Origin of the sequence: Citrobacter koseri ATCC BAA-895 (genome assembly GCF_000018045.1) — a bacterium.
GTDB classification, from domain to species: domain Bacteria; phylum Pseudomonadota; class Gammaproteobacteria; order Enterobacterales; family Enterobacteriaceae; genus Citrobacter_B; species Citrobacter_B koseri.
The window spans coordinates 4,370,183-4,385,726 of sequence record NC_009792.1; the positions used below are offsets into that span (position 1 = coordinate 4,370,183).

17 protein-coding genes are annotated in these 15,544 nt (G+C 56.7%); 6 read left to right on the forward strand and 11 right to left on the reverse strand.

Annotated features, from left to right (window positions below; translation table 11 throughout):
• Positions 1–31: 31 nt before the first annotated feature.
• The 5 genes from mdcE to mdcA are packed head-to-tail and all read right to left on the reverse strand — an operon-like array spanning position 32 to position 4,479.
• The gene (mdcE, locus tag CKO_RS20335; RefSeq protein ID WP_024131008.1) at positions 32–832 is read right to left on the reverse strand and encodes a biotin-independent malonate decarboxylase subunit gamma; all 801 of its coding nucleotides are present in this window, start codon (positions 830–832) and stop codon (positions 32–34) included.
• Complete coding sequence (locus CKO_RS20340) at positions 832–1,665, reverse strand: biotin-independent malonate decarboxylase subunit beta (RefSeq protein WP_012135453.1); 834 nt, start codon at positions 1,663–1,665, stop codon at positions 832–834. The genes mdcE and CKO_RS20340 overlap by 1 nt, the downstream gene beginning before the upstream one ends.
• Positions 1,658–1,957, reverse strand: coding sequence for a malonate decarboxylase acyl carrier protein (gene mdcC / locus CKO_RS20345; RefSeq protein WP_012135454.1), 300 nt, complete (start codon positions 1,955–1,957; stop codon positions 1,658–1,660). The genes CKO_RS20340 and mdcC overlap by 8 nt, the downstream gene beginning before the upstream one ends.
• A 9-nt stretch (positions 1,958–1,966) precedes the next feature.
• Positions 1,967–2,824 carry a triphosphoribosyl-dephospho-CoA synthase gene (locus CKO_RS20350; protein WP_012135455.1) on the reverse strand — a complete coding sequence of 286 codons (858 nt, stop codon included), beginning with the start codon at positions 2,822–2,824 and terminating at the stop codon, positions 1,967–1,969.
• Complete coding sequence (gene mdcA, locus CKO_RS20355) at positions 2,824–4,479, reverse strand: malonate decarboxylase subunit alpha (protein WP_012135456.1); 1,656 nt, start codon at positions 4,477–4,479, stop codon at positions 2,824–2,826. Before mdcA ends, CKO_RS20350 begins: the two co-directional genes overlap by 1 nt.
• Positions 4,480–4,728: 249 nt before the next feature.
• Here mdcA and CKO_RS20360 point away from each other — a divergent pair, with 249 nt between their 5' ends.
• From CKO_RS20360 to CKO_RS20370, 3 genes are read left to right on the forward strand one after another with little or no spacing between them, the layout of a single operon-like run.
• Positions 4,729–5,751, forward strand: a complete 1,023-nt coding sequence (locus CKO_RS20360; RefSeq protein WP_012135458.1) for a hydrolase — start codon at positions 4,729–4,731, stop codon at positions 5,749–5,751.
• Positions 5,748–5,966: a YheU family protein gene (locus CKO_RS20365; protein WP_012135459.1), complete on the forward strand. Its 219-nt coding sequence runs from the start codon at positions 5,748–5,750 to the stop codon at positions 5,964–5,966. The genes CKO_RS20360 and CKO_RS20365 overlap by 4 nt, the downstream gene beginning before the upstream one ends.
• 53 nt (positions 5,967–6,019) lie before the next feature.
• The gene (locus tag CKO_RS20370; protein ID WP_012135460.1) at positions 6,020–6,889 is read left to right on the forward strand and encodes a phosphoribulokinase; all 870 of its coding nucleotides are present in this window, start codon (positions 6,020–6,022) and stop codon (positions 6,887–6,889) included.
• 149 nt (positions 6,890–7,038) lie between these two features.
• On the opposite strand, the gene CKO_RS20375 is transcribed toward CKO_RS20370, so the two are convergent.
• The gene (locus tag CKO_RS20375; RefSeq protein ID WP_012135462.1) at positions 7,039–7,443 is read right to left on the reverse strand and encodes an OsmC family protein; all 405 of its coding nucleotides are present in this window, start codon (positions 7,441–7,443) and stop codon (positions 7,039–7,041) included.
• 307 nt (positions 7,444–7,750) lie between these two features.
• Here CKO_RS20375 and crp point away from each other — a divergent pair, with 307 nt between their 5' ends.
• Complete coding sequence (gene crp, locus CKO_RS20385) at positions 7,751–8,383, forward strand: cAMP-activated global transcriptional regulator CRP (protein WP_000242758.1); 633 nt, start codon at positions 7,751–7,753, stop codon at positions 8,381–8,383.
• A 51-nt stretch (positions 8,384–8,434) separates the two neighbouring features.
• Entirely contained in the window at positions 8,435–10,522 is a 2,088-nt protein-coding gene (locus CKO_RS20390; protein WP_012135464.1) for a YccS/YhfK family putative transporter, read from the forward strand.
• A 105-nt stretch (positions 10,523–10,627) separates the two neighbouring features.
• On the opposite strand, the gene argD is transcribed toward CKO_RS20390, so the two are convergent.
• The 5 genes from argD to ppiA all read right to left on the reverse strand — a co-directional run bounded on the left by argD (position 10,628) and on the right by ppiA (position 13,952).
• Positions 10,628–11,845 (reverse strand): bifunctional acetylornithine/succinyldiaminopimelate transaminase, encoded by a 1,218-nt coding sequence (argD, locus tag CKO_RS20395; protein ID WP_012135466.1) that lies wholly within the window; start codon positions 11,843–11,845, stop codon positions 10,628–10,630.
• 73 nt (positions 11,846–11,918) lie between these two features.
• Positions 11,919–12,482: an aminodeoxychorismate synthase component 2 gene (gene pabA, locus CKO_RS20400; RefSeq protein WP_012135468.1), complete on the reverse strand. Its 564-nt coding sequence runs from the start codon at positions 12,480–12,482 to the stop codon at positions 11,919–11,921.
• A gap of 31 nt (positions 12,483–12,513) precedes the next feature.
• The gene (locus tag CKO_RS20405; RefSeq protein ID WP_012135469.1) at positions 12,514–13,116 is read right to left on the reverse strand and encodes a putative adenosine monophosphate-protein transferase Fic; all 603 of its coding nucleotides are present in this window, start codon (positions 13,114–13,116) and stop codon (positions 12,514–12,516) included.
• Entirely contained in the window at positions 13,106–13,273 is a 168-nt protein-coding gene (locus tag CKO_RS20410; RefSeq protein WP_012135470.1) for a YhfG family protein, read from the reverse strand. The genes CKO_RS20405 and CKO_RS20410 overlap by 11 nt, the downstream gene beginning before the upstream one ends.
• Before the next feature lie 106 nt (positions 13,274–13,379).
• Positions 13,380–13,952 (reverse strand): peptidylprolyl isomerase A, encoded by a 573-nt coding sequence (gene ppiA, locus CKO_RS20415; RefSeq protein WP_012135471.1) that lies wholly within the window; start codon positions 13,950–13,952, stop codon positions 13,380–13,382.
• Positions 13,953–14,232: 280 nt separating this feature from the next.
• Between ppiA and tsgA the strand changes: the two genes are divergently transcribed.
• Positions 14,233–15,414, forward strand: a complete 1,182-nt coding sequence (gene tsgA / locus CKO_RS20420) for an MFS transporter TsgA (RefSeq protein ID WP_012135472.1) — start codon at positions 14,233–14,235, stop codon at positions 15,412–15,414.
• Positions 15,415–15,544 lie beyond the last annotated feature (130 nt).

The following is a 15,544-nucleotide window of genomic DNA, read 5'->3' on the forward strand; positions in this document are numbered from 1 at the left end:
TGGGGTTATGCATCTGGCAGGTCTCTTTTACTTACCAGCTCGCCCGCATGCGTTCGCGTACAAGAGCAGAACTACGACGATTGTCGGCACCCAGACGGTTTTTCAGCGTCGGCTCCTGACGAGCATCGCTGATGGCCTGTTGCAGAGTGGCCGTCACCAACGTCAGATCGTTTGCCGAAGGAACATCTGGATTACTGATATCCAGCAGACTGGAGAGCAGTCCCAGCGTGGCGTAGTTACTGATGTCGTACGCCATCGGCGGAATAGTGGCCGCCAGTTTTTCCAGCGACTCGACGGTACGCAGGGTGATACGTGCCGCAGACTCTTTACCCATCGCGTGGATCAGCACGCCTTTGTCGTTGAAGGCAATCAGGCGGTTGGCCTGATAACCGTGCGCCAGAAACGCGCCAGACATCGCCTTGCCGACGATAAGGCCAATCACCGGATGGCCCGCCAGACGCGCATTGCCATACGCCGCTGCCGCACCGGCCAGCGCCTGGTGAATACCAAATCCCTCTTCACGGCGACCGTAGGCCTGGCTGGGCACATCAATCACCGCCACGATCGGGCGCTTAACAGCGTTATCAGCATCGGCAGCCACGGTTTCGCTGACCACTTTTGCAAGCGTCCAGCCTTCCAGCAGACCAACCTCGCCTTTTGCGGCGCGTGGGTAATGGTTGTTAGCATCCGGCACTACCGCGATAAAGCGCGCCGTTTCACCGTTCAGCTCACCGTCTGCGGCCTGCACGGAGGGGCACAGCCCTTCGAGCCGTCTGGCGTTCGGTACGAGGGCTTGCAGCCATAACTCGCCACGGCTTATTGCGTTACTCATCATTTCACCTCCCGGGCAAAGAGCGCGTTAATCTGTTCTGAATCGGCCTGTTTGCGGGTGTCGAAATGGCTCAGACGGTTCAGATAATCGTCGTAGTTATCGGTGCGGTGTTTTGCCGGAACGCCTTTCGCCAGCGCATCGTTCATCGCCGCTTTCACCGCGTTGACGCCATCGCCAACCAGCGCATCCACCAGCCCGCTTTGATAGCGCACTTCGCCACCGGTCATGCTCCAGATAAACGGGCGGTCACGGGAGTCATATTCTTCAATCCCGGCTTCCTGTTCGATAACCTGCGGGCCGTTCAGACCCAGACGCGCTTCGCGGGTGACAATCAGATAGCTACACAACGCAGCGGCGATAGACATCCCGCCGAAGCAGCCGACAGTCCCGGCCACAATGCCGACCACCGGGGTATAACGACGCAGGTCAACAATCGCCGCGTGGATGTCGGCAATCGCCGCCAGGCCGAGGTTGGCTTCCTGCAAACGCACGCCGCCGGTTTCCAGGCTCAACACCGCCTGCGTCGGAATGCCGTTACGGTTATCTTCCGCCGCCAGCTCCAGCGCCGCCGCCATTTTAGCGCCGGACACTTCGCCCATACTGCCGCCCTGGAATGCGCCCTCAATCGCCACAACCACCGCCGGTTTGCCGTTAATAGTGCCTTTCGCCACGACCATACCGTCATCGGCCTGCGGCACGATGCCCTGCGCACCCAGCCACGGCGACATCACGCCTTCAAACGGGTCGAGCAGTTCGCGGTAGCTGCCTTCATCCAGCAGCGCATGGGCGCGCTGACGCGCTTTTAATTCGATAAAACTGCGGTCATCACGCATAGCTCACCTCTTCAAATACCTGTTCGATACGAATGCGCGCTACGCCCGGCGTCGCGCCGAAGTCGTGGATGGTCAGTTTGCCTGCCGGCAGGCTGCTGACCGTTTGCAGACGGGTAAACAGCGCTTCCCAGCGGCTGCGGCTGTTATCGACGGAAGTGGTGATATCAATGGTTAACGTCTGGCCCTGGTCGGCGGTGAATAACACCTCCATATCCCCGGAGCCGACAACCCCTGCCAGCGCCCTGCCGCGTAATGCGCGGTTGGCTGGCACGGTCAATGTGATTTTTTCCATAACATCCTCTTAATGCTTTGAATAAGACGTTTCGACACGATCGAGAAACAGGGTGGCGGCGAGCAAGTCCGCCGCGCCGCCCGGCGAGGCGTTCAGCGCCAGCATCTGGCGGTCTAAACGAGCCAGCGCCTGCTCCCCTGCCGGGTGCGCGCTGCCGCCCGCATGGAGAACGGCGCGCGCGCCATGCTGCATGGCATCCAGCCCCTCCATCCCGGCGCGAGAAAGTACGCAGGTGTCGGTCAGCGAGGTCATGATGGCCATCAGCGCATCCAGCCGGGCGTGCATTTCGCTGCTGCCGTTCTGTCGGCTTAGCCGAAGCTGCGGCAGCGCACGCTGCATAATGTGTGGAAACGCCTGCTGTGCCTCTTCTCTGGCGCCCGGTACGCGATAACGGTGGGTGGCGCGCAGCCCTTTACTGAAGACTTTCGGCGCGGCGTCATCCGGCAGTTTTGCCAGTTCAGCGGCGGTTGCCGTCACCTGCTGCGCCTTACCCGCGCCGCCGTGCATCGCCACGGCGCTCACCAACAGCCCCAGCGCCCAAATCGCGCCACGGTGGGTGTTCACGCCGCCCGTTGCCGCCATCATCTGCTGCTCGCCTTCGCGACCGAGTCGCCCTATGGTTTGTCTGAGCGCAATATCAGCCGGACGCCGCCAGCTTTGTTGCGCCAGCGCCTGAAACGTGGCGGTCAGGCTGTGCGCCGAGCGCTCCATCAGCGCAAGCGATAAATCGTGGTGCGCGCCGTTCCCCCGACTGTCCACCAGACCGGGCTTCGGGCTTAATCGTGCTTCGTCGATCAGACACTGCGTGGCGGTTCGCGCCAGCCATTCGGCGCCGCCTTCAACCTGAATCCGGGGCAGAAGTTTCATTACCAGCTCCGAAATTTCGCAGGTGGGTTGTAGAGCCCCCCGGACCATTCCACCAGGTCGGCAACACTGCCGGCCGCCAGCAGAGAACGGGTGGCGTCGGTACGACGAATGCCCATATCTTCCGGGTAAACCACCTTGCCGCTCTGACGCAGTTCGGCGACGCGCCGGGCGTCTACGCCCAGACCGATGTCGGTGATACCGGCCACCGCCGCAACCATCGCGCGACGCTCCTCCAGACTTTCCGCCCGGTAGAGATAAGCGATACCTTCTTCGGTCAGAACGTGGGTCACGTCGTCGCCGTAGATCATCACCGGCGCCAGCGGCATACCGGAGGCTTTCGCTACATCAACCGCATCCAGTTTTTCCACGAAAGTCGGTTTCACGCCTGCCTGGAAGGTTTCCACCATCTGCACCACCAGCTTTTTACCGCGCTGCATAGGGTCAGGTTCGGTGATCATGTTCAGCCAGGCCGGGGTAGCGTGACGGCGACCGTGCGGGTCGTGGCCCATGTTTGGCGCGCCGCCGAAGCCGGACAGGCGACCGCGAGTCACCGTTGAGGAGTTAGCCAGGCCATCAACCTGCAACGTGGAGCCGATAAACATATCGACCGCGTACTGACCCGCCAGCTGACAGAAAGCGCGGTTAGAACGCATGGAGCCGTCGGCGCCGGTAAAGAACACGTCAGGACGGGCGCGGATGTACTCCTCCATCCCCAGCTCGCCGCCGAAGCAGTGCACACTTTCCACCCAGCCGCTTTCAATCGCCGGGATCAGCGTCGGATGCGGGTTCAGCGTCCAGTGTTTACAGATTTTGCCGCGCAGACCGAGTTGCTCGCCCCAGGTGGGCAGCAGCAGTTCAATAGCGGCGGTGTTGAAGCCGATACCGTGGTTCAGCGACTGCACCTGGTGCTCTGCGTAGATGCCTTTAATGGCCATCATCGCCATCAGGATATGTTCCTGTTTGATCAGGCGCGGGTCGCGAGTGAACAGCGGTTCGATAAAGAACGGTTTGTCGGCAACCACCACGTAGTCGATCCACGAGCCCGGAATATCGATGCGCGGCAAGTCGCACTCGTCGTCCACCAGCTCATTCACCTGTACGATAACGATGCCATCGTGGAATGCGGCGGCTTCCACCAGCGCCGGGGTATCTTCGGTACTCGGCCCGGTGTAGAGGTTGCCTTTGCGGTCAGCTTTGTAACCGGCAATCAGCGCCACGTTTGGCGCCAGGTCGACGTAAAGACGGGAATAAAGCTCAATGTAGGTGTGGATGGCGCCAATTTCCAGCAGGCCATCTTCCAGCAGTTGCGAGATGCGCAGACTTTGGGTGCCGGAAAAAGAGAAGTCCAGCTTGCGGGCGATACCCTTTTCGAAGATATCGAGATGCTCGCTGCGCCCAACGCTTGGCATGATCATATGCAGGTCATGCACTATCTGCGGGTTGACCTCCGCCAGCATGCGGGACAGGAAATCTGCCTGCTTCTGGTTATTCCCTTCTAATACCACGCGGTCACCCGGCGCGATCAGTTTTTCCAGCATTGCGGTCAGGTCTGCGGTTGGCAGCACCTTGCCCTGCACCGGAACAGAAGCCAGACGCCGCTGCTTCTCGGTGCGGCGCGTGTTCCAGACTCGTGCTGGCGTTTGCCCAGATAACATTATTAACCTCCTGATTCAGCTAATCATTTTGATTGCTTAACACTGGAAAGAGTGTGCGCCCTGGTGAGAAAGTCATCAATTAAGCGTAGAGAGGAATCATTAGCCTGAGAGTAATAATTTGAGTAATGAATTGTGATTAAGATCAGCGTCAGGAAGGTGTAAATCCGCTCCCCCTGCCTCATTTTCATAAACACCAGGGGAAAGTGACGGTATAGTAGGCGGCAGATTTAAAAAAACATCGCATAATTTATGACTCAAATAACCTCCCCCGACCTTGATATCACCGGTCACGATAGTGCGGAGTTCGTGCCAATGCGCGGTATCCGCAACCGCCACCTGCAAACCATGCTGCCGCGACTCATCCGCCGCAAGGTGAAGTTCGATGCGCACTGGCAGCGTCTGGAATTACCAGACGGCGATTTTATCGATCTGGCCTGGAGTGAAGATCCACAGCACGCGAAGCACAAACCGCGTCTGGTGGTTTTTCACGGCCTGGAAGGCAGCCTGAACAGCCCGTACGCTCACGGGCTGATTGAAGCGGCGCAAAAGCGCGGCTGGCTGGGCGTGGTCATGCACTTTCGCGGCTGTAGCGGCGAACCGAACCGGCTGAACCGCATTTATCACTCCGGCGAAACGGAAGACGGCACCTGGTTTTTACACTGGCTACAGCGTGAGTTTGGCGCCGTCCCCACCGCCGCCGTCGGCTATTCGCTCGGCGGAAATATGCTGGCGTGTCTGCTGGCGAAAGAAGGCCGCGAGATCCCAATTGACGCGGCGGTCATCGTTTCCGCTCCCTTTGTGCTGGAAGCGTGCAGCTATCATATGGAAAAAGGGTTTTCCCGCGTTTATCAGCGCTATCTGCTCAATCTGCTGAAGGCCAACGCCGCGCGCAAGCTGGCGGCATACCCCGGCACACTGCCGATTAATCTGGCGCAGCTCAAATCCGTGCGCCGGCTCCGTGAATTTGACGATCTGATCACCGCGAAAATTCACGGCTTTGCCGACGCGATAGACTATTATCGTCAATGTAGCGCCATGCCGATGCTCAACCAGATCGCCAAACCGACGCTCATCATCCACGCGAAAGACGATCCGTTTATGGATCATCATGTGATCCCGAAACCGGAAAATCTGCCGCCGCTGGTGGAGTATCAGCTCACCGAGCATGGCGGGCATGTTGGATTTATCGGCGGGACGCTGCGTCGCCCGGAAATGTGGCTGGAGTCGCGGATTCCCGACTGGCTGACAACGTATCTGGAGGCGTCATCATGATGATCCCCTGGCAAGAGCTGTCTTCTGAGACGCTGGACAATTTGATCGAAAGCTTTGTGTTGCGTGAAGGCACCGATTATGGTGAACATGAACGTTCGCTTGAGCAAAAGGTCGCCGACGTCAAACGACAGCTACAGTGCGGAGAAGCTGTTCTGGTGTGGTCTGAACTGCACGAGACGGTCAACATTATGCCGCGTGAACAGTTTCGCGAATAATCCGCCGCTGACGGCCGACTATACTAAAACTTTTGTTGATTCATGGAGTTGTTATGTCTGCCAAACATCCGGTGATTGCGGTAACAGGGTCCAGCGGCGCGGGGACCACGACCACCAGCCTCGCGTTTCGAAAAATTTTCGCGCAGTTAAATCTGCGCGCAGCCGAGGTGGAAGGCGACAGTTTTCATCGTTACACACGCCCCGAAATGGACATGGCGATCCGCAAAGCGCGCGACGCCGGGCGGCATATCAGCTATTTCGGCCCTGAAGCCAACGACTTCAGCCTGCTGGAACAAACCTTTATTGAATACGGACAGACGGGCAAAGGCCAGGCGCGTAAGTATCTTCATACCTACGATGAGGCCGTGCCGTGGAATCAGGTGCCAGGGACGTTTACCCCGTGGCAGCCGCTGCCGGAACCCACCGATGTGCTGTTTTACGAAGGGCTGCACGGCGGCGTGGTAACGCCGCAGCATGATGTCGCGCGTCATGTCGATCTGCTGGTCGGCGTGGTGCCGATCGTCAACCTGGAGTGGATTCAAAAACTGATTCGCGATACCAGCGAGCGCGGCCACTCCCGCGAGGCGGTGATGGATTCCGTTGTCCGCTCAATGGATGACTACATTAATTTCATTACGCCGCAGTTTTCCCGCACCCACATTAACTTCCAGCGCGTGCCCACCGTTGACACTTCCAATCCCTTCGCCGCGAAAGGCATTCCTTCGCTGGACGAAAGTTTTGTGGTCATTCATTTCAGAAATCTGGAAGGGATTGATTTCCCGTGGCTGCTGGCGATGTTGCAGGGGTCGTTTATTTCCCATATCAATACGCTCGTGGTGCCGGGCGGCAAAATGGGGCTGGCGATGGAGCTGATCATGTTGCCGCTGGTTCAGCGACTGATGGAAGGGAAGAAGATCGAATAATCTGTTCGATGTTTGCCGGATGGCGGCTGACGCCTTATCCGGCCTACAGGGTGCGTTTGATATATGCCGGATGGCGGCTGGCGCCTTATCCGGCCTACAGGGTGCGAATTCGTAGGCCTGATAAGCGAAGCGCCATCAGGCAACCGGCATCACGCCGCAATCACTTCATACGAATGGGTAATATTCACCGCTTTTTCTAGCATCAGCGCCACTGAGCAATACTTCTCAGCCGAAAGATCGACCGCCCGCGCAACCGCCGCGTCTTTCAGGTCATTGCCGGTCACAATGAAATGCAGATTGATATGCGTAAACAGGCGCGGCGCTTCTTCACGACGTTCGGACGTCAGCTTCACTTCGCAATTCGTCACATCCTGACGCCCTTTCTGCAAAATAGAAACCACGTCGATTGCGCTACAACCGCCTGCGGCCATCAGCACCATTTCCATCGGGCTTGGCGCTTTATCACCGGAGTTGCCATCCATTAAAACCTGGTGGCCGGAGGCAGACTCTCCCAGAAAGGTTAACCCTTCAACCCACTTTACACGCGCTTGCATATTCGGAACTCCAATGTGTCAATTTTCCTGACAGATTACGCGCACATAACAAATCTCGCAACGGAAGGCGACCTGCGTCATGCTGAAGCGAGACACCAGGAGACACACGGCGAAAGCTATGCTAAAACAGTCGGGATGCTACAGTAATACATTGACGTACTGCATGTATGCAGAGGACATCACATTCAGGCTGCAGTACATTTTCGACAGCCCCCTTCCCAGGAATTCGGGAAACCTATTTTTGCAAACCCAGAGGCAGTGTCGTGTTCTGGCTCTGGAGACAGCTTATAACAGAGGATAACCGCGCATGGTGCTTGGCAAACCGCAAACAGACCCGACTCTCGAATGGTTCTTGTCTCATTGCCACATTCATAAGTACCCATCGAAGAGCACGCTGATTCACCAGGGTGAAAAAGCGGAAACGTTGTACTACATCGTTAAAGGCTCAGTGGCAGTGTTGATCAAAGATGAAGAAGGGAAAGAAATGATCCTTTCTTATCTGAATCAGGGCGATTTTATTGGCGAACTGGGCCTGTTTGAAGAAGGTCAGGAACGCAGTGCCTGGGTACGTGCCAAAACGGCCTGTGAAGTCGCTGAAATTTCTTACAAGAAATTCCGTCAGTTGATCCAGGTAAACCCGGATATTCTGATGCGCCTGTCTTCCCAGATGGCTCGCCGTCTGCAAGTGACATCTGAGAAAGTCGGTAACCTCGCCTTCCTCGACGTAACGGGCCGTATCGCTCAGACCCTGCTGAACCTGGCGAAACAACCTGACGCGATGACTCACCCGGATGGCATGCAGATCAAAATCACCCGTCAGGAGATCGGCCAGATCGTTGGCTGCTCCCGTGAAACCGTGGGGCGTATTCTGAAAATGCTCGAAGATCAGAATCTGATCTCCGCTCACGGTAAGACCATCGTCGTCTACGGCACACGTTAATCCCGTCGGAATGGCGCATTACCGGGTAATGCGCCATTTTTGTTTGCACCGATGTGGCGAAGACTGATTTACCATCCTGAGATCAACTACGCACTACGGCAAACGCTGGTGCTGTGCCTGCCTGTGGCTATCGGCCTGATCATCGGCCAGTTGCACCTGGGACTGCTGTTCTCGCTCGTTCCCGCCTGCTGCAATATTGCCGGTCTTGATACCCCGCATAAACGCTTTTTCAAACGCTTAATCATCGGCGGATCGCTGTTTGCCGGATGCAGCCTGATTACACAACTGCTGCTGGCGCGCGACATCCCCCTGCCGCTGATCCTCACCGGGCTGACGCTGCTGCTCGGCGTCACGGCAGAAATCAGCCCGCTGCATGCAAGGCTGCTGCCCGCTTCACTGATTGCCGCCATTTTCACGCTAAGCCTGGCGGGGAACATGCCGGTCTGGGAGCCGCTGCTCATCTATGCGCTCGGCACGCTATGGTATGGGCTGTTTAACTGGTTCTGGTTCTGGCTGTGGCGCGAACAGCCGCTGCGCGAGTCGCTCAGCCTGCTGTATCGCGAGCTGGCCGACTATTGCGAGGCCAAATACAGCCTGCTCACGCAGCATATCGATCCAGAAAAAGCGCTGCCGCCTCTGCTGGTGCGCCAGCAGAAAGCGGTAGATCTCATTACCCAGTGTTACCAGCAGATGCACATGCTGTCGGCCCAGCACAATAATGACTACAAGCGCCTGCTGCGCGCCTTCCAGGAAGCGCTGGACTTACAGGAGCATATCTCCGTTAGTTTGCATCAGCCGGAGGAGGTTCAGAAGCTGGTGGAGCGCAGCCACGCGGAACAGGTTATTCGCTGGAATGCGCAAACCGTCGCTGCCCGCCTGCGCATCATCGCGGATGACATCCTGTATCACCGTCTGCCCAGCCGTTTTTCGATGGAGAAGCAGACTGGCGCGCTGGAAAAAATCGCCAATCAGCACCCGGAAAACCCTGTCGGGCAGTTTTGCTACTGGCACTTTAGCCGTATTGCCCGCGTATTACGCACTCAGCGTCCGCTGTACGCACGCGACCTGATGGCTGATAAACAGCGTCGCCTGCCGCTGCTGCCCGCGCTGAAAAGCTATTTATCGTTTAAATCGCCCGCGCTGCGCAACGCCGGGCGAATCAGCGTCATGTTAAGTATCGCCAGTCTGATGGGCAGCGCCTTACATCTGCCCAAGCCGTACTGGATTCTGATGACCATCCTGTTCGTCACGCAAAACGGCTACGGCGCGACGCGCGTACGCATTCTGCACCGTTCAGCGGGTACGCTGGCCGGTCTGGTGGTGGCGGGCGTCACGTTGCACTTTCGCATTCCTGAAGGCTACACGCTGGCATTAATGCTGATCATTACGCTGGTGAGCTATCTGACCATTCGCAAAAACTACGGCTGGGCGACGGTTGGCTTTACGGTGACGGCGGTCTATACCCTGCAACTGCTGACGCTCAACGGCGAACAGTTCATCGTGCCGCGATTTATTGATACGGTCATTGGCTGCCTGATTGCTTTTGGCGGGATGGTCTGGCTCTGGCCGCAGTGGCAAAGCGGCCTTTTGCGTAAGAATGCCCACGACGCGCTGGAAGCGGACCAGGAGGCCATTCGGCTGATCCTCAGCAACGACCCGCAGCCAACGCCGCTGGCGTACCAGCGAATGCGGGTGAACCAGGCGCACAATACGCTGTTTAACTCGCTGAATCAGGCGATGCAGGAACCGGGGTTTAACACGCACTATCTGGAAGATATGAAACTGTGGGTAACGCACAGCCAGTTTATCGTTGAGCACGTCAACGCCATGACCACGCTGGCGCGCGAGCATACGATGCTGACGCCGGATCTGGCGCAGCGCTATCTGGAATCCTGCGAAATTGCGCTCCAGCGCTGTCAGCAGCGGCTGGAGTATGACGCGCCGGGCGGTTCCGGGGATGTGAATATTCTGGAGTCATCGGAGATGCTCTCCCACGGGCCGCTCAGCACGCTGGAACAGCATCTGCAACGCGTGCTGGGGCACCTGAATACCATGCACACCATTTCGTCAGTGGCATGGCGCCAGCGCCCGCATCACGGCATCTGGCTTAGTCGCCGGTTACGGGATATGAAGGGTTGACGTTGTTTGCTGTTTGTTGTTTGCCGGATGGCGGCGCAAGCGCCTTATCCGGCCTACAGGGAAAACGCGATTTGTAGGCCGGATAAGCGTAGCGCCATCCGGCAATCAGCCAGCCACTTTCGCCACCGCCTGCGCAAAACGCTGCATCCCTTCGTCAATATCCGCCTCTTCCACCACCAGCGACGGGGCAAAGCGCATGACATCCGGCCCGGCATTCAGCACCATAACGCCTTCATGCGCGCCAGCGTAAAGGAAATCCCGCGCCCGACCTTTGTACTGCGGCTTCAGTTCCGCGCCAATCAACAGCCCCATGCCGCGAATATCGCTGAAAATGTCATACTGCTCGTCAATCTTCTGCAAATGCTGAACAAACCGCTCGCGTTTAGTCTGAACACCGCTCAGCACGTCAGACGTATTGATGATATCGAACGCGGCCCCGGCAACAGCGCAGGCCAACGGGTTGCCGCCGTAGGTGGAACCGTGCGACCCAACGTGGAACGCGGACGCAATCTCCTGCGTGGTCAGCATAGCGCTGACCGGGAAGCCGCCGCCCAGCGCTTTCGCACTGGTAAGAATATCCGGCGTCACGCCGTAGTGCATATAGGCGAACAGATCGCCGGTGCGCCCCATACCACACTGAACTTCATCAAACACCAGCAGCGCCTGATGCCGATCGCACAGCTCGCGCAGGCCTTGCAGAAACGCTGGCGTTGCGGCGGTGACGCCGCCTTCTCCCTGGATCGGCTCCACCACCACCGCGCAGGTATGGTCATCCATCACCGCTTTCACCGCGTGCAGGTCGTTGAAAGGAACATGGATGATATCCGCCGGTTTAGGGCCAAATCCGTCGGAATACTTCGGCTGACCACCAACGGAAACGGTAAACAGCGAGCGGCCATGAAAAGCGTTATGGAAGGCGATGATTTTGGTTTTAAACGGGCTATGACGCACGCAGGCATAGTGGCGCGCCAGTTTGAAGGCGGTTTCGTTGGCTTCGGTGCCGGAGTTCATAAACAGCACGCGCTCGGCGAAGGTCGCGTCGATAAGCTTACGCCCCAGACGCAGCGCAGGTTCGTTAGTAAAAACGTTGCTGGTGTGCCACAGCGTTTCACCCTGCGTTTTCAGCGCCTCCACCAGCGCCGGATGGCAATGCCCTAAGGCGGTAACTGCAATCCCACCCGCGAAATCAACGTACTCTTTACCCTGCTGATCCCAGACCCGGCTGCCCTTGCCTTTTACCGGAATAAACTCTGCCGGTGCATAAATCGGCAGGATAACTTCATCGAAAGTCGCGCGCGTAATTGCAGTTTGTTCAGTTGCCATCTTATGCCCATCCAGCTAAATGAAATTTCAGTCATAAAATATGCATAAAAAATCACTGGATAGCAACCACAAATCAGCGCGACAGGAAATTAGCCAGCAGTTGATGTCCCTGCTCGCTCAGAATACTTTCCGGGTGGAACTGCACCCCTTCCAGATCCCACTCCCGGTGGCGAATCCCCATAATTTCCTGCGTGTCGCTCCAGGCCGTAACGTCAAAGCAGGCGGGAAGCGTTGCAGGATCGATCACCAGTGAGTGATAGCGCGTGACGGTAAGCGGGTTCGATAGCCCCTGAAAAACGCCCTGGCCGTTATGGGTGACGGGAGAGGTTTTACCGTGCATCACTTTAGCCGCCCGCACGATCGTCGCACCAAAGGCCTGCGCCATCGCCTGGTGTCCAAGACAGACGCCGAGCATGGGAAGGCGTCCGGCATAATGGCGGATTACTGCCAGGGAGATGCCCGCGTCATCCGGCGTACAGGGCCCCGGCGAGATCACGATTTTTTGCGGATTCAGCGCGTCAATTTGCGCCAGCGTCAACGCGTCATTTCGCCTGACCAGGACATCAGCGCCCAGTTCGCAGAAATACTGATACAGGTTCCAGGTAAACGAATCATAGTTGTCGATCAGCAGAATCATGGCGGCTCCGGTACGTAAGAACCGCGCTATTCTACTCAGTTTCCTGGGCTTCGCTTACCCCTTTACGAAATATTGCCTGTAATCCCGACAGGTCGCCCATCGCGCCGCTCTGGTTCGCCTGGCTCCATTCGGCCACCTGAATGCCGCTCCAGCTCAGGATATAACCGGCGTGGAGCGCCAGTTGCTCAAAGAAGATGCGCTGCGCTAGTCCGCTGCCGATGCGAAAAGGATGCAGCACATTAATTTCACAGTAGTAGTGCGCCAGACGATCGGCGAATTTCTCTTTCGTCAGCCCGACCAGATACCCCTCTTCTTCCAGATCCTGCATCAGGGCGTTGCCCTCTTTTTCGATGTAGGCAAAATGGCAAAAACGGGTATCTCCCTGATATATATCGACCTCGCGCAGTTGTCCGGCCCAGTCAAAAACATCCTGATACAGCTGACGATGAATGGCGCGCAGGTGAGGCAGTCCGCGCACCAGAGGGCCAGGTTCAATCGTCGCGGCACGCAGTGCGGTCAGTTCATACGCCGCCTGCTCCAGGCGCTGAACCTGCCGGATGCCTAAGCGGTTACGCATGATATTCAGGCCGGGATACAGATAGGGGTCGCGTCCATCACCAAACTTATCGCTCATAGTGCCTCCTTAATTCTGCCAGGCGCACCAGTGCTTCTTCGGCGGTCAGGGTAACTAACGGGATGTCCACCCCTTCCAGACGTCGACTCTCCTGGAAATTGATATTTCGTCGTTGTTCCCAGAGGCGAGACTTTTGTTTATCGGTGAGTTTTTTCACGAGACCTCCCTGAATGTGCCTGCACTTGCCACAAGTATAAGCAGCAAATTCAGGTTACGCAGAGGTCAGGAATCGCGCGGGCATTGCTGGCCCGCGCAGAATGCCATTACGGCAGGACTTTGGCAGAAAGGATAACTATCGGTTTTGAAGGAACATTTTGGTAAGGGCCGACATCGTGCGTCTGCACCTGGGAGATTTTGTCAGCGACATCCATCCCTTTCACAACTTTACCAAATACGGCGTAGCCAAAATCGCGCTGGCCGTGATCCAGGAAGGCGTTGTCGGCAACGTTGATAAAGAACTGGCTGGTTGCGCTGTCTTTATCTGCGGTACGCGCCATCGCAATGGTGCCACGGGTGTTGCGCAGCCCGTTGTCCGCTTCGTTCTTGATCGGCGGGTTAGGTTTCTTTTGCTGCATCTGCTCGTTAAAACCGCCGCCCTGCACCATAAAGCCGGGGATCACACGGTGGAACGTGGTGTTGTTATAGAAACCGCTGTTGACATAATCGACAAAGTTTTGCACTGAAACTGGCGCTTTCTGGCTATTCAGTTCCAGTTCAATATTTCCGGCGGAGGTCGTCAGCAGAACATGTGGGTCACCTTTCGCTGCCAACGCTACAGGAGAGAGAGCAGAAAGAGCGAGAACAGCTGCAACAGCCGCCAGAGTCGATTTGAGCATGAGATTTCCTTAACGAGAGCAGTAACAAAAGCAAGTAGATTGATTCTAAAGAGCCTTCAAGGAGCAGGCCAGCCCTTTACCTAATTTTACGTATCTGAAACAAATGTAACCTTACGATTTTGTTGTGCTTTTCGGTATATTAATGTGATCAATGTCACGTTAAAAAATGTAACGCTTACAGTAATTGCTAATAAACATTTAAATACATCACTAAAACGCCTAAAATCTGCCCGCTCACGGCGCTGTCAACGCGCTTTACACCTCTATACACAGGCCAGTCATGACTAACAGCAATCGCATCAAGCTCACATGGATTAGCTTTCTCTCCTACGCCCTGACAGGCGCGTTGGTAATTGTCACCGGGATGGTGATGGGAAACATTGCAGAGTACTTCAACCTGCCCGTTTCCAGTATGAGTAACACATTCACCTTTCTTAACGCCGGTATCCTGATCTCTATTTTCCTGAATGCCTGGCTGATGGAAATTATCCCGCTGAAAACGCAGCTGCGTTTTGGCTTTGTGTTGATGGTGCTGGCCGTGGCCGGGCTGATGCTCAGCCATAGCCTGGCGCTTTTCTCTGCGGCAATGTTTGTACTGGGCCTGGTGAGCGGTATCACCATGTCGATCGGTACTTTCCTGATCACCCAGATGTATGAAGGCCGTCAGCGTGGTTCTCGCCTGCTGTTCACCGACTCCTTCTTCAGTATGGCCGGGATGATCTTCCCGATGGTCGCCGCTTACCTGCTGGCGCGCAGCATTGAGTGGTACTGGGTATACGCCTGCATCGGTCTGGTCTACGTGGCGATTTTCATCCTGACCTTCGGCTGCGAATTTCCGGCGCTGGGTAAACACGCGCCGAAAACGGAAACGCCGGTGGTAAAAGAGAAATGGGGCATTGGCGTTCTGTTCCTGTCTATCGCCGCGCTGTGCTACATCCTCGGTCAGTTGGGTTTCATCTCCTGGGTGCCGGAATACGCCAAAGGTCTGGGCATGAGCCTGAACGACGCCGGTACGCTGGTCAGCGATTTCTGGATGTCGTACATGTTCGGCATGTGGGCCTTCAGCTTCATTCTGCGCTTCTTTGATCTGCAACGTATCCTGACGGTACTGGCGGGTCTGGCGGCGGTGCTGATGTACCTGTTCATTAAGGCCCAGCCGGAGCATATGGCATGGTTTATTCTGACGCTCGGCTTCTTCTCCAGCGCCATTTACACCTCAATCATTACGCTGGGTTCGCAGCAAACCAAAGTGCCGTCGCCGAAGCTGGTTAACTTTGTGCTGACCTGCGGCACCATTGGCACCATGCTGACCTTCGTGGTGACAGGCCCAATCGTGGCGCACAGCGGCCCGCAGGCCGCGTTGCTCACCGCAAACGGTCTGTATGCCGTGGTGTTTGTGATGTGCTTTATCCTCGGGTTTGTTACCCGTCATCGCCAGCATAACGTGCCAGCAGCGCACTGATGATGATTTGCCCGGTGGCGCAAGCTTACCGGGCCTACATGTAACTTGTAGGCCGGATAAGACGCATAGCGTCGCCATCCGGCTTTTTAATCCTGCTTTTTCGCGCAATTTCCCCCTCCTCCTGACGGCG

Excerpts from the sequence above, each read along its gene's own strand:
- mdcE (WP_024131008.1), bottom strand. The coding sequence starts at position 832 with ATGAGTAACGCAATAAGCCGTGGCGAGTTATGGCTGCAAGCCCTCGTA.
- CKO_RS20340 (WP_012135453.1), bottom strand. The coding sequence starts at position 1,665 with ATGCGTGATGACCGCAGTTTTATCGAATTAAAAGCGCGTCAGCGCGCC.
- mdcC (WP_012135454.1), bottom strand. The coding sequence starts at position 1,957 with ATGGAAAAAATCACATTGACCGTGCCAGCCAACCGCGCATTACGCGGC.
- CKO_RS20350 (WP_012135455.1), bottom strand. The coding sequence starts at position 2,824 with ATGAAACTTCTGCCCCGGATTCAGGTTGAAGGCGGCGCCGAATGGCTG.
- mdcA (WP_012135456.1), bottom strand. The coding sequence starts at position 4,479 with ATGTTATCTGGGCAAACGCCAGCACGAGTCTGGAACACGCGCCGCACC.
- CKO_RS20360 (WP_012135458.1), top strand. The coding sequence starts at position 4,729 with ATGACTCAAATAACCTCCCCCGACCTTGATATCACCGGTCACGATAGT.
- CKO_RS20365 (WP_012135459.1), top strand. The coding sequence starts at position 5,748 with ATGATGATCCCCTGGCAAGAGCTGTCTTCTGAGACGCTGGACAATTTG.
- CKO_RS20370 (WP_012135460.1), top strand. The coding sequence starts at position 6,020 with ATGTCTGCCAAACATCCGGTGATTGCGGTAACAGGGTCCAGCGGCGCG.
- CKO_RS20375 (WP_012135462.1), bottom strand. The coding sequence starts at position 7,443 with ATGCAAGCGCGTGTAAAGTGGGTTGAAGGGTTAACCTTTCTGGGAGAG.
- crp (WP_000242758.1), top strand. The coding sequence starts at position 7,751 with ATGGTGCTTGGCAAACCGCAAACAGACCCGACTCTCGAATGGTTCTTG.
- CKO_RS20390 (WP_012135464.1), top strand. The coding sequence starts at position 8,435 with ATGTGGCGAAGACTGATTTACCATCCTGAGATCAACTACGCACTACGG.
- argD (WP_012135466.1), bottom strand. The coding sequence starts at position 11,845 with ATGGCAACTGAACAAACTGCAATTACGCGCGCGACTTTCGATGAAGTT.
- pabA (WP_012135468.1), bottom strand. The coding sequence starts at position 12,482 with ATGATTCTGCTGATCGACAACTATGATTCGTTTACCTGGAACCTGTAT.
- CKO_RS20405 (WP_012135469.1), bottom strand. The coding sequence starts at position 13,116 with ATGAGCGATAAGTTTGGTGATGGACGCGACCCCTATCTGTATCCCGGC.
- ppiA (WP_012135471.1), bottom strand. The coding sequence starts at position 13,952 with ATGCTCAAATCGACTCTGGCGGCTGTTGCAGCTGTTCTCGCTCTTTCT.
- tsgA (WP_012135472.1), top strand. The coding sequence starts at position 14,233 with ATGACTAACAGCAATCGCATCAAGCTCACATGGATTAGCTTTCTCTCC.